The sequence below is a fragment of the Pseudomonas sp. IT-P260 genome (assembly GCF_949768395.1).
Lineage (GTDB): Bacteria > Pseudomonadota > Gammaproteobacteria > Pseudomonadales > Pseudomonadaceae > Aquipseudomonas > Aquipseudomonas parakoreensis.
Map to the genome: position 1 here is coordinate 42,993 of NZ_CATKPO010000039.1, position 12,652 is coordinate 55,644.

The following is a 12,652-nucleotide window of genomic DNA, read 5'->3' on the forward strand; positions in this document are numbered from 1 at the left end:
AAGTGGAAGGTCTCGGTGCAGCCAAGAGCAACCCCCTCACCCCAGCCCTCTCCCCCAAGGGGGCGAGGGGGAAAGGGAGCAGATCGGGGGCTTTTCAAAACTTGAGTTCGACTGGATATTTCAGGTCGATGCAACTCCAGAGAACAGCTCGGTCAGTCCCCTCTCCCTCCGGGAGAGGGTTAGGGTGAGGGGCTTCTAAACAGGCAAATAAATCCCGAAGGTATTCATCCCCCGATCACTGCGCACAAACACATCCCCACCGTGCATCAGCGCAATCGCCTTGACGATCGCCAGCCCCAATCCATGGTTATTGCCGCTGTTGCTGCGCGAGGCATCGACTCGATAGAAGCGCTCGAACAGACGCGGCAAGTGCTCGCTGGCAATCGGCGATCCCGGGTTGGCCACACCAATGCTGACCTGATGGTCTTCAACCTCGATCCGCACTTCGATCACCTTGCCCGGCTCGGTGTGCTGCACGGCGTTGCTCAGCAGATTGATCAATGCCCGGCGCAGATGCGCGATCTCGATGCTCACCTGTGCATCGCCACTGACGTGGACCTGCACTTGCGCGTCTTCGAGGATGAAATCCAGGTACTCAAGCGTGGTCGCGACTTCATCGGCCAAAGAAGTCTCGGTCAGTTTGGTGGCCTTGCTGCCCTGGTCGGCGCTGGCCAGAAACAGCATGTCGTTGATGATCGAACGCAGGCGTTCCAGCTCTTCGAGGTTCGATTGCAGCACTTCGAAGTAATGCTCGGCGGAGCGCCCGCGGGTCAGCGCGACCTGGGTCTGGCCAATCAGGTTGGTCAGTGGCGAGCGCAGTTCATGGGCGACATCGGCGTTGAACGATTCCAGTCGTGAGTAGGCCTGTTCGACCCGCTCCAGCGTGGAGTTGAACGAATCGACAAACTGCTCAAGCTCCGGCGGCAATGGCGACATCCGCAAGCGTCCGGCCCGCAGGGGGGGCGCGAGGCGCTGGGCTTCGTCCGACAGTTTGATCAACGGCTTGAGGCCGATTCGCGCGACCCAGTAACCCAGCGCCGAGGCCATCAGCACACCGACAATCGCGAGGCTGACGAGAGCGATCAACAGCTTGTGTTGGGTCTCGTGGAACGTTTCGGTGTCGATGCCGATCATGAACCGCAGCGGCGGGCGCTGATCCTTGGCCGGCAACTCGGTCAGCAGCACTTTCAGCGGATAAGGATGTTCAGGCAACTGCAGATCATGCATGCCGGTCGGGCCCTGGGCGAAGGCGCGGATTTGCGCGTCCGGCTCACCATACTCGTAACCGGGATCAGCGCTGACCACCCAGAAACGAATGCGCTTGTCTTCCTCGCCGAGCAGCTTGAGCTTGGCGTTGATCTTCACCCAATGCTCGGGTGTGCCGTAACGATTGAGCGCCGATTCGAGCACGCTGTAACGCGCATCCAGCTCGGCTTCCGGGAGCAGGCCCAGGCCCTTGTCGACCTGTTGATACAGTGCGCCGCCGATCAACAGAAACACCAGCAGCGCCACCAGGGTGAACATCCCGCTTAAACGCAGGGCAATCGAATTACTGGACACCACGGCTCTCCAGCACATAACCCATGCCGCGAATCGTGTGCAGCAGTTTCTCGTCGAACGGCCCGTCGAGCTTGGCCCGCAGACGTTTGATCGCGACTTCGACGACGTTCGCATCGCTGTCGAAATTGATGTCCCAGACCATCTCGGCAATCGCGGTTTTCGAGAGGATTTCACCTTGCCGGCGCGCCAGAACACTGAGCAGCGAGAACTCTTTCGCCGTCAGATCCAGGCGGGTGCCGGCGCGGGTGGCCTTGCGGCTGATCAGGTCGATCCACAGGTCGGCGATGCTCACTTGCACCGGTTCATGCCCGCCGCTGCGGCGGGTCAGCGCCTGCAGGCGAGCCACCAGTTCGAGGAAGGAAAACGGCTTGCCGAGGTAATCATCGGCGCCGTCGCGCAGGCCCTTGATGCGGTCTTCGACGCGCTCACGGGCGGTGAGCATGATCACCGGAGTCTGCTTGCGCGCACGTAACGCGCGCAGTACGCCAAAGCCGTCCAGGCCCGGCAACATCACGTCGAGGACGATCACCGCGTAGTCGCTTTCCAGCGCCAGGTGCAGGCCTTCGACGCCGTCGCGGGCCAGGTCCACGGTGTAACCCTGTTCCGTCAGACCGCGGTGCAGATAGTCCGCGGTTTTTTCCTCGTCTTCGATAATCAGAACGCGCATGACCGCCTCAGTCTGTAGTCGCCAATGCCGTCGTGGGCATTGGTTTGGGCCTGTGGAACAGCCGCTCAAGCCACAAGTATATGACCGGCGTGGTAAACAGCGTCAGCATCTGGCTGACCAGCAAGCCGCCCACCACCGCGATCCCCAGCGGCTGGCGCAGTTCGGCGCCGGTGCCATAACCGAGCATCAGCGGCAGGGCACCCAGCAGGGCGGCGAGGGTGGTCATGATGATCGGCCGGAATCGCGTCAGGCACGCCTCGTAAATCGCATCCTGCGGCGGCAAGCCGCGATTGCGCTGCGCCTCGAGGGCAAAGTCGATCATCAGGATGCCGTTCTTTTTGACGATACCGATCAGCAACACCAAGCCGATCAACGCCATGATCGAGAAGTCCTGGCCGCAGATCCACAGCATGATCACCGCACCGAGACCGGCTGCCGGCAGGGTCGAGATGATCGTCAGCGGATGCACGAAGCTCTCATAAAGCACGCCGAGAATGATGTACACCGCCACCAGCGCCGCGAGAATCAGCCACGGCTGACTGGCCAGCGAACTCTGGAACGCCTGCGCCGCGCCCTGGAAGTTGCCGCTGATCGCGGTCGGCATGCCGATTTCGGCCTTGGCCTGATTGAGCAGAATCACCGCATCACCCAACGCCACGCCGGGCGCCAGGTTGAACGACAGGTTGGCGGCCGGGAACATGCCGTCATGAGCAATCGACAGCGGGCCAATGGTCGGCGCATCGAATTTGGCCAGCGCCGACAGCGGCACCATCTCGCCGCTCAACGGCGAGCGCAGGTAGAAATAATTGAGGCTTTCGGCCTTGCCGCGTTGCTTGGTGTCCAGTTCCAGAATCACGTTGTACTGATTGACCTGGGTCTGAAATTCGTTGATCTGGCGCTGGCCGAACGCATCGTACAGCGCTTCGTCGACGTCACTGGCGGTCAGGCCGAAACGCGCGGCGGCGCTGCGGTCGATGCTGATGTGGGTGATGCTGCCGCCCAGTTGCAGGTCGTTGGAAATGTCGCGGAACGCCGGGTTACTGCGCAGCTTTTCGGTCAGACGCTGGGTCCAGGTGGCGAGGGTCGCGCCGTCGTTGCTCTTGAGCACGTATTGGTACTGCGCGCGACTCGGGCCGGAGCTGAGGTTGATGTCCTGACCGGCGCGCAGGTACAGGACGATGCCCGGGACTTTCATCAGTTGCGGACGAATCCGGTCGATGAACTGACTGGCCGAGACGTCGCGGTCGCCGCGTTTTTTCAGGGCGATCCAGAAGCGGCCATTGGCGATGGTCTGGTTGCTGCCGGACACGCCGACCGAGTGCGAGAACGCTTGAACGGCCGGGTCGGCGGCGACGATTTCGGCCATCGCCAAGTGTTTTTTAACCATGTCGCCGTAGGAAATATCCGCAGCGGCTTCGGTGGTGCCGAGGACAAAACCGGTGTCCTGTACCGGGAAGAAACCCTTGGGGATAAAGATGTAACCGGCAATCGCCAGTGCCAGCGACAGGCCGAACACGCCGATCATCAGTTTCTGGTGGGCGAGGGCACGGCGCAGACCTTTTTCGTACCAGCCGAGCAGGCGTTCGCTGAAGCCCGGTTTGTCGTGGGCGTGATGCACCGGTTTGCGCATGAACAGCGCGGCCAGCGTCGGTGCCAGGGTCAACGACACCACCACCGAAATCAAAATGGTCGAAGTTGCGGTCAGGGCGAATTCCTTGAACAACCGCCCGACCACACCGCCCATGAACAGCAGCGGAATGAACGCCGCCACCAGCGAGAAACTGATCGAGACCACGGTGAAGCCGATTTCGCCGGCACCTTTGACCGCCGCCTCGCGCATGCTGTCGCCGGCCTCCAGATGCCGGTGGATGTTCTCCACCACGACAATCGCATCGTCCACGACAAACCCGACCGCGACGACAATCGCCACCAGCGTCAGGTTGTTCAGGCTGAATCCCAGCAGGTACATCAGGGCGAAACTGGCGGTCAGCGACACGCCGAGTACCGCCGAGACGATCATGGTCGCTGACAACTGGCGCAGAAACAGCGCCATCACCGCCACCACCAGCAGGATCGCGATCAACAGGGTGATCTCGACTTCATGCAGCGAGGCGCGGATGGTCTGGGTGCGGTCGATCAGGGTTTTCACCTGCACCGAGGCCGGGAGCATGGCTTCGAGGCCGGGCAGGGCGGCTTGAATGCGGTCGACGGTTTCGACAATGTTCGCCCCCGGTTGCCGCGAGATCACCAGGTTCACCCCGGGTTGATCACCGGCCCAGGCCTGCACGTAGGCATCTTCCGAACCGTTGACGACTTTGGCGACATCCCGCAGGTGAACCGGGGCGCCGTCCTTGTAGGAAACGATGAGTTGGCTGTAGTCCTCGGGTTTGAACAACTGGTCGTTGGTCGACAGTGTCGAGATGCTCGATTCGCCGTACAACGCACCTTTGGCGAGGTTGAGGCTGGTCTGCTGGATCGCCAGACGAATGTCGGCGAGGGTCAGGCCGATCGCCGCCAGTTTGTCGGCCGAGGCCTGCACACGGATCGCCGGACGTTGCTGACCGGTGATGTTGATCTGGCCTACACCGTCGATCTGACTGATCTGACGCGCCAGCAGGGTTTCCACCAGGTCGCTGAGTTCGGTGCCGGGCATTTGCGTCGAGCTGACGCTGAGGATCAGTACCGGGCTGTCGGCCGGGTTGACCTTCTTCCAGGTCGGCAGGGTCGGCATGTCCTTGGGCAGCTTGCCGGCGGCGGTGTTGATTGCGGCCTGGACTTCCTGGGCGGCGGTGTCGATGCTCTTGTCGAGGGTGAATTGCAGGGTCAGCAGACTGGAACCGAGCGCACTGCTGGAGGTCATCTGGGTCATGCCGGGGATGGCGCTGAATTGCACCTCCAGCGGGGTGGCGACGGACGAGGCCATGGTGTCGGGGCTGGCGCCAGGCAACTGCGCCGAGACCTGAATTGTCGGAAATTCCGCTTCCGGCAGTGGGGCAATCGGCAGGCGCGGGAAGGCAATCACCCCGACCAGCACCAGCGCGATGGTCAGCAGAATGGTCGCGACGGGGTGATCGATGCACCAGGTGGAGACGCCTGTGTGCTGCTTCATGGCTTGGGCTCCGCTTGCACCACCTGCGGCGGCTCGCTCATGACCTGCACGGTAGAGCCGGGTTTGAGCCGTGACTGGCCGTCGCTGACCAATTGATCACCAGCCTTCACGCCTTTGATGATGTCCTGGCCGCTGCCTTGATAAACCATCTGCACCTGCACGGCTTCGACCTTGTCGCCATTCACGCGATAGACGAAGTGTTGATCAAGACCGCGCTGTACAACGGTGGGCGGCACCACCAGCGCATCCTTGTCCAGCGCCGTCTGAATTTTTACCGTCACCAACAGGCCCGGCCAGAGTTTCTGGCTGGCGTTGTTGAACTCGGCCTTGGCGCGGATGGTGCCGGTGTTGGCGTTGATCTGGTTGTCGATCAGGGTCAGGTGACCTTCGCCGAGCAGGTTGCCGGTTTCGCCATCGGTGTCGGCGCCGATGTAGGCCTTGACCTGGGCGTGCTGCGGGTCGTTGATCAGGCCCTGCAGGGTCGGCAGCATTTGCTGCGGCAGCGAGAATTCCACGGCGATCGGGTCGATCTGGGTCACGCTGAACAGGCCGGCGGTGTCGGTCATGCGCAGGAAGTTGCCTTCGTCGACTGTACGAATACCGACGCGGCCGGTGACCGGGGAGCGGATCTGCGTGTAGGAAAGTTGTACCTGCGCCGCGTCAATCGAGGCTTGGTTGCCTTGGGCGGTGGCCTTGAGTTGGTTGACCAGTGCCTGTTGCTGGTCGTAGGTCTGTTTGGAGACGCCGTCGTCGACGCTGAGCAGTTTGTAGCGCTTGAGGTTGACCAGGGCGACTTGCAGTTGTGCCTGGCTTTCGCCCAGTTGCGCGCGGGCCTGATCGAGGCTGGCGCGGATCGAGCGGTCGTCGATGGTGGCCAGCAGGTCGCCGGCTTTGACCAGTTGGCCTTCCTTGACGAGGATTTTGGTGAGGATGCCATCGACTTGTGGGCGCACTACTACGCTGTGCAATGAGAGGACCGAACCGATGCCGCTGGTGTAGCGGGGCACGTCTTTTTCGCTGACCGTCACGACGCGGACCGGGATGGCGGTCGGAGTGGCCAGTTTGGTCGGGGCGGGTTTCAGTGCCCACCATGTGCCTGCGGCGGCCAGAGCGATCAGTAGGGCTAGCAGGGCTTGGTTTTTCTTGATTCGCATGAAATGGGGCGCCAAGGGCTGGAGTTTGGGCAGGTTGGGTCTTTATAAACTTGTTTGGGGGTCAGGAGGGTGACGGCTGGCTGTCAGCGCTGTCAGTTTCGCCGGGGTGTATATCCGTTTCTGCGGGTGTGGCTGATTAGGGTTTCGCCCTTACGGCGACTCACTTTTTTTACAAACGCCTAAAAAAAGTAAGCAAAAAAACGCTTGCTCCTGCGTTCGGCCCGCTCGCTGGGGCTCGGGGTCCCTTCGCTGCGGGATCGATCCGGGCGCAGCGCCTACGGTTTGCTTCGCTGCACCTCCTCTCGCTGTGTTTGGCTGCGCCAAACGGTCGCTACGCTCCCACCCCCGGATCAATCCCTCCGCTCAGCCTTCCGATGTCGCCCGTGGATCAAGATCAAGAGCTGCAGCCGAGCTTGCGCTCATCCTGTTGAGTGGGGCGGCTGCGCCGCGTGCGGGTTGTACTTGTTTTCCCTGTAGGAGCTGCCGCAGGCTGCGATCTTTTGATCTTGCTTTTGCTCTTTTGTGGGAGCTGGCTTGCCAGCGATGGCGGCCTGACAGCCGACCAATCTCTGGCAGGTGTACTCGGTCCACCTGTGGGAGCGAGCCTGCTCGCGAAGACGCCTGTGCGGACGACGCATCTCTGCCAGCTATTGTTGTTAGCCGGTGCCAAAAAGGCTCCGATCATTCCCGATTCGGGACTCAAATGGCGACTAATCTTCTCAAGATCCAGCCCCGAGCGCGGATAAACATTGTGTAGCCCGGGTTTCGCTGGGCCTCACATCGGGAGTGTCTAGATATGAAGCTGAAAACCGCAATGTCATGTGTGCTTCTCCTGCTTCCACTCACCACGTTCGCCGCGCCCGGCAGCCAATCCGGCGAGATCCGTTTTACAGGGCAGATCGTTGATTCCGGCTGTGCAGTCGAGCGTGCGGGAGCGTTGTCTTCCACCGGGGCCCGTCGAGTTGAAATCAAGCCCGGTGTGAACGTCGATGTGGACACGTATCGCAATGCCTGCAGCCATCAGGCACTGCCGCTCTCCATGTCCTATGAACCGTTGCAGACCTCGACCGACAAAGGCATCGTCACCATTACTTACCTGTAAACCGTTCGGCGTGCGCTGCAAATCTTCAGGTGCCGAGTCCGGGCGCGCAGGTATACTGCGCGCCTTCGCGGCTCACTGTTCGGGCCGGACTTTTTGCTTTGCGGAGCTTTTATGACTTCCCCGATCCAACCGCCGGTTGACGACGCTGTGAGCGATGTCCCGGCCGAGCTGACTGACGCCAGCGAGACCAAACCCGAGATCCCGGCTTTCAAATTTCCGTTCAAACCGGGTGAACTGGCGGCCGCCAAGGGTTCGAATCAGCCGTGGTACAAGAACGGCGCCAAGAACGGCCACACCAAGACCCCGGGCATGGCCCCGCCGGGTACCCGCCGTTCGATGGGCAAGCGCTGAGTTTCATCCCGCCTTCAGCCATCACTGCGATTTTCCGTCGCAGTGATGGCTAAGTGCTCATCCCCTGAGCCAGATCAATATTTGACCAATTGGTGCGCTTAGAGTCAGCAGCCCTGCCGACTCTTCCCATAAAACGAGCGCGCTTTCCATGAAGATCAATCTCCCGGTAACCGGCCGTAACGTCGATGTGGCGCTGGATGCGAACATTCTTTCGACCACCGATCTGACCAGCGCGATCACTTACGCCAACGACGATTTCATTCAGATCAGCGGTTATAGCCGCGACGAATTGCTCGGCACGCGACACAACTTGTTGCGTCACCCGGACATGCCGGCGCAGGCGTTTGCCCATATGTGGCAGACGCTCAAGAGCGGTCGTTCGTGGATGGGGCTGGTGAAGAATCGTTGCAAGAATGGCGACCATTATTGGGTCAGCGCTTATGTCACGCCGGTCACGCAGAACGGCGTGGCGGTGGAGTATCAGTCGGTGCGCACCCGGCCTGATGCGCGGTGGGTGGCCGCGGCGGAGCGGGTTTATGCGCAGTTGCGTGGCGAATTGAAGGGACGGCGGCCGCTGCTCAGGCTAGGTTTGCGCGGCAGGATCACGGTGTTGGCCAGTGCGTTGCTGGGTCTGGTGTTGGGGATCGAGGCCTGGTTGCGTCCGGAGTCGGCATGGATCGATGGCACGGCATTTGTCGTCGGCAGCAGTGTGTGTGCATTAGGCGTGCGCTGGATTCTGCGTCCGCTGGAACGGCTGAGCGAGCGGGCGCGGCAGATCGCGGACAATCCGTTGAGCCAGGGCATTTACACCGGGCGCGGCGATGAGTTCGGCCAGATCGAGTTTGCCCTGCAGATGCTCGAAGCCCAGGTCGGCGCGGTGGTCGGGCGTATGGGTGACGCATCGCAACAGTTGGCCGGGCATGCGGCGCAACTGGTTGATCATCTGCAAATAAGCCACAGCAGTTCGCTGGCGCAGCAGGCGGAAACCGATCAGGTGGCGGCAGCGATTCACCAAATGGCCGCCAGTGTCGCGCAGGTCGCCAGCCATGCGCAGCAGGCGTCGGTGGCGGCAGACCTGGCCGATACGGAAACCCGTGAAGGGCATTGGCTGGTCGGTGAAAGTCGCAGTGCGGTGTTGCGTCTGGCCGAGGAATTGCAGCGGGCGACCGAGGTGATCCATCAGCTCGAAGGCCACAGCAGCGAGATTTCCGGGGTGCTGGAGGTGATCCGCAGCATCGCCGAGCAGACCAATCTGCTGGCGCTTAACGCGGCGATCGAAGCGGCGCGCGCGGGCGATGCCGGGCGCGGTTTTGCAGTGGTGGCGGATGAGGTGCGCGGGTTGGCGCGGCGCACGCAGCAATCGACCAACGAGATCCAGCGGATGATCAGCACCCTGCAAAACGGCGCGCGCGATGCGGTGCTGGTGATGCAGCAAAGCAGTGAGCATGTGGATAACAGCGTCGAACAGGCACAGCGTGCGGCGCGGGCGCTCGATGGAATCAGCGAGCGGGTCGAGCAGATTACCGAGATGAGCCTGCAGATTGCCGCAGCGGTGGAGCAGCAAAGCGCGGTGAGCGAAGACATCCATCGCAATATCGTCAGCATTCGCACGGCGTCCGAATTGACGGTGGATGAGGGGCGGCTGAGTCAGCGCAACTCTGAGGATGTGGCGGGGTTGGCGGGGGATTTGCGCTTGCTGGCGCGGGAGTTCTGGGGGCGGCGACAGGTTCGGGATTGAGGTTGCCTGGGCCAGCCTCTTCGCGAGCAGGCTCGCTCCCACATTTGAAATGCAATCCATTGTGGGAGCGAGCCTGCTCGCGAAGGGGCCATTCGCCCCGACGAAAACTCCGGATCAAGCCGCCCGCAGCGAAATAAACGCATACGTCTGCGCCGGCTCCGTCACTACCTGCGCACCGGCCGCCAGCAATTGCCCGGCTACATCATCCCCGGACAAATGAAACAGCCATTCACTGAATGCTGTGTTCAGTGGCTGGGAAGACACCTGATCGATCACAGCCGCAAAAGCGTCCATCTGCGGCAAATACGCGGTGAACCCGTCGCCCTTGAGTGCTGTGGTGCGAATTCCCAGTGCGGCGCAGATCGCATCCTTGATCCGAATATCGTCGCGATCAGCCTGGCGTGAACGCTGGATCAATTCCAACAGCTCCTGGTCAACCAGCTCCCCACCGACAATCAGCAGCGGCCCCTGCTGCCACGACTCTGGCGGGCAATCCTTGGCGGCCGGATTGAGCGGGATGTGCGGATTGATTTCTGCCGGATAAATCCTGCACACCAACGGTCGGCGCTCGTAGATACGGCACAGGTTGTCTTCGTCAAGATTCCGGCAGCGACCGACGTTGTAGGCGGCGAAAGTGATTGCCACGTGGGCCTCGGTGGTACCGCTGCGCACTGCCGCTGAACGTCGTTCAGCGTGTTCACGCTGCTGCGCCGGCAGGCCCAGGCCGTTGCCGAGAAAGGCCTCCACCAGCACGATCACCTGACCACCGTCCGCCGCCCACATGCGGGCTTCGGCGAGGGTCAGGGGCACATGGTGGTCGGTGCAGCATTTGCCGCAACCGACGCAGGAAAATGTCGTTTTCATTGCACGATCAATCTTCAATCAGGGTGTGAAACGGCGACATAAAGTCGCCAGGCTGAGGCTGGTCGAAGCAAGTTGTGCGCCAGTCCTCAAGGCTTGGCGGTCGGACCAATCGAGTCCCATTCGGTGACGAACGCGGTTTTCGACTTTTTGCTGTACAGGCACAGCTCAGTGCCTTGCTGGCCTTTCATGTGTTTTTGCGGGTATTGGCCTTGCAGCAGCACGGCGGTGTAGCCGACGCGGTCATCGAACTGCGCGGGGCTGCCGACCGGTTTCGCAGCTTTCAGGCCGCTGGCCTTGGTGCAACTGGCGAGCACGGTTTTATCGTAAGCGGCCCAGGCGTCGGGGCTGGAGGCGTGGGCCTGGGAGGCGAGGGCGGTGAGGCAGAGCAGGCTTAGGGTGAGGGCTTTCATCGTGGGCGTCCTTGGTCGTGGGGGGCCAAGGTTGGAGTCTGCCCGGGAAGGGAAGTTGCCTGTGCTGGCCTCTTCGCGAGCAGGCTCGCTCCCACAATTTGAAATGCATTCCAGGGTGGGAGCGAGCCTGCTCGCGAAGACGGTCGATCAGTCCGGTACAAGTTCCCGGCGAACCACCATCATCCCGGCACTCTCATACAACCGCTGCGCCCGCAGGTTGTCTTCCAGCACCTTCAGATCGACAAATCCTTCGCGCCTTTGCTGAAACACCTTGAATGCATTCAACAACAACGCCCGACCCAGTCCACGACCCTGAGCGCGTGGATGCACCACCAGATTCTTGATGTAGGAACTGGTCCAGCACTGCGCCACACCGATCACGCCTTCGGCGTCTGTGGCAATCCAGCACAACTCGGGATCGTATTCGGCATCGCTTTCAAAGCGCTGTTGCCACTCCTCCAGCGCTGGCACGCGACCGCCGCCCTCGCGGTAGCCGAGTTGCATCAGCTGATGCACGGCCACCGCCAGTTCCGGACGATAGGTGCTCAGCTCAATGCCTTCCGGCCAGTGGGGCGGCGGCACGTCTTGACGAAGGTCGCGCCGCATCAGAAAGCAGTACGTCTGGCTCAAGATTCAATGACCGTTGGCTGCGACGTGTTTGGCGGCTTCGATCAGGCGCTGGGTCAGTTCCGGCGAAGAGAACTTGGTCAGCACCGCGTTGGCCCCGGCCAGACGCGCTTTCTCGCTGTTCATCGCGCTGTCGAGCGAGGTGTGCAGCAGCACGTAGAGGTGGGCGAAGTCCGGCGTCTCGCGCAGGGTGCGGGTGAAGGCGTAGCCGTCCATCACGGACATTTCGATGTCGGAGACGATCAGGTTGATCTGCTGTGCGGTGCCTTGCAGATCCAGCAGGCAGTCGATGGCTTCCTTGGCACTGCGCGCGGTGTGACATTGCAGGCCGAGGTTGCGCAGGGTGTGCACCGATTGCTGCAACGCCACCTGACTGTCGTCGACCACCAGAATCCGTGCATTGCCCAGCACTTCGGCGTCTTCCATGCTCAGGTCGGTCGGGGCCATTTCGATCTGCGCCGGTGCGATGCTGTGGATGACTTTCTCGATATCGAGCACTTGCACCAGCGTGCCGTCGACCGAGGTCACGCCGGTGATGTAGGCGCGCGAACCGCCGGAGCCGAACGGCGGCGGCTTGATGTCGGTGGTCAGGCAATGGACGATTTTGCTCACCGCCTGCACATGCAGACCCTGCTTGGAACGGCTGACGTCGGTAACGATCAGGCAGCCGCCGTTCGGGTCTTCCAGCGGTCGCTCGCCAATGGCGCGGCTGAGGTCGATCACCGACAGCGACGCGCCGCGCAGGGTGGCGATGCCTTTGATGTGCGGATGTGACTCGGGCATTTTGGTCAGCGGCGGGCAGGGAATGATTTCACTGACTTTCAGCAGGTTGATCGCCATCAGCTTGCCGCTGCGCAAGGTAAACAGCAGAAGCGAAAGTGAATCTGCGCGGGCTTTGGTGGAAGACATATAAACCTTCTGTGGAAAAAGGTGATGGGCGAGGGTGCAAATCGCCAGAAACTATTGATGCCGGGTTATCGACTTGTCGGGGGCAGGCTTTAGTGCCATTGAGCAGGCAGAAGATCAAAAGATCGCAGCCTGCGGCAGCTCCTACAGGGGAAGTTAACTCT

At 61.5% G+C, this 12,652-nt stretch carries 11 protein-coding genes and 1 pseudogene; 4 read left to right on the plus strand and 8 right to left on the minus strand.

Going from position 1 to position 12,652, the window contains the following annotated elements:
* Positions 1 to 195: 195 nt before the first annotated feature.
* Genes ACM6HV_RS16705 through ACM6HV_RS16720 form a run of 4 tightly spaced genes read right to left on the minus strand, consistent with a single transcriptional unit; the run spans position 196 to position 6,490 of the window.
* Entirely contained in the window at positions 196 to 1,560 is a 1,365-nt protein-coding gene (locus ACM6HV_RS16705; RefSeq protein WP_414904786.1) for a heavy metal sensor histidine kinase, read from the minus strand.
* Entirely contained in the window at positions 1,550 to 2,227 is a 678-nt protein-coding gene (locus ACM6HV_RS16710; protein WP_007916978.1) for a heavy metal response regulator transcription factor, read from the minus strand. The genes ACM6HV_RS16705 and ACM6HV_RS16710 overlap by 11 nt, the downstream gene beginning before the upstream one ends.
* Positions 2,228 to 2,234: 7 nt before the next feature.
* The gene (locus tag ACM6HV_RS16715; protein ID WP_414904787.1) at positions 2,235 to 5,336 is read right to left on the minus strand and encodes a multidrug efflux RND transporter permease subunit; all 3,102 of its coding nucleotides are present in this window, start codon (positions 5,334 to 5,336) and stop codon (positions 2,235 to 2,237) included.
* Positions 5,333 to 6,490: an efflux RND transporter periplasmic adaptor subunit gene (locus ACM6HV_RS16720; protein WP_414904788.1), complete on the minus strand. Its 1,158-nt coding sequence runs from the start codon at positions 6,488 to 6,490 to the stop codon at positions 5,333 to 5,335. The genes ACM6HV_RS16715 and ACM6HV_RS16720 overlap by 4 nt, the downstream gene beginning before the upstream one ends.
* Positions 6,491 to 7,286: 796 nt before the next feature.
* Between ACM6HV_RS16720 and ACM6HV_RS16725 the strand changes: the two genes are divergently transcribed.
* From ACM6HV_RS16725 to ACM6HV_RS16740, 4 genes and pseudogenes are all read left to right on the plus strand, one after another.
* Positions 7,287 to 7,592: a type 1 fimbrial protein gene (locus tag ACM6HV_RS16725; RefSeq protein ID WP_145593187.1), complete on the plus strand. Its 306-nt coding sequence runs from the start codon at positions 7,287 to 7,289 to the stop codon at positions 7,590 to 7,592.
* A 111-nt stretch (positions 7,593 to 7,703) separates the two neighbouring features.
* Entirely contained in the window at positions 7,704 to 7,943 is a 240-nt protein-coding gene (locus ACM6HV_RS16730; protein WP_047296393.1) for a hypothetical protein, read from the plus strand.
* Between the two features lie 148 nt (positions 7,944 to 8,091).
* A pseudogene (locus ACM6HV_RS16735) lies at positions 8,092 to 8,373 on the plus strand (PAS domain-containing protein); the annotation flags it as partial.
* Between the two features lie 204 nt (positions 8,374 to 8,577).
* A complete protein-coding gene (locus tag ACM6HV_RS16740) occupies positions 8,578 to 9,681 on the plus strand; it encodes a methyl-accepting chemotaxis protein (RefSeq protein WP_414904993.1) in 1,104 nt (367 codons plus the stop codon).
* A 114-nt stretch (positions 9,682 to 9,795) separates the two neighbouring features.
* Here the strand turns inward: ACM6HV_RS16740 and ACM6HV_RS16745 are convergent, their stop codons facing one another.
* The 4 genes from ACM6HV_RS16745 to ACM6HV_RS16760 form a co-directional block, all read right to left on the minus strand.
* Positions 9,796 to 10,545 carry a YkgJ family cysteine cluster protein gene (locus ACM6HV_RS16745; protein WP_414904789.1) on the minus strand — a complete coding sequence of 250 codons (750 nt, stop codon included), beginning with the start codon at positions 10,543 to 10,545 and terminating at the stop codon, positions 9,796 to 9,798.
* 86 nt (positions 10,546 to 10,631) lie between these two features.
* Positions 10,632 to 10,955, minus strand: a complete 324-nt coding sequence (locus tag ACM6HV_RS16750; RefSeq protein WP_414904790.1) for a hypothetical protein — start codon at positions 10,953 to 10,955, stop codon at positions 10,632 to 10,634.
* A gap of 147 nt (positions 10,956 to 11,102) precedes the next feature.
* Positions 11,103 to 11,561 (minus strand): GNAT family N-acetyltransferase, encoded by a 459-nt coding sequence (locus tag ACM6HV_RS16755; RefSeq protein WP_414904791.1) that lies wholly within the window; start codon positions 11,559 to 11,561, stop codon positions 11,103 to 11,105.
* A 27-nt stretch (positions 11,562 to 11,588) separates the two neighbouring features.
* Positions 11,589 to 12,491 (minus strand): chemotaxis protein CheV, encoded by a 903-nt coding sequence (locus tag ACM6HV_RS16760; RefSeq protein WP_414904792.1) that lies wholly within the window; start codon positions 12,489 to 12,491, stop codon positions 11,589 to 11,591.
* Positions 12,492 to 12,652 lie beyond the last annotated feature (161 nt).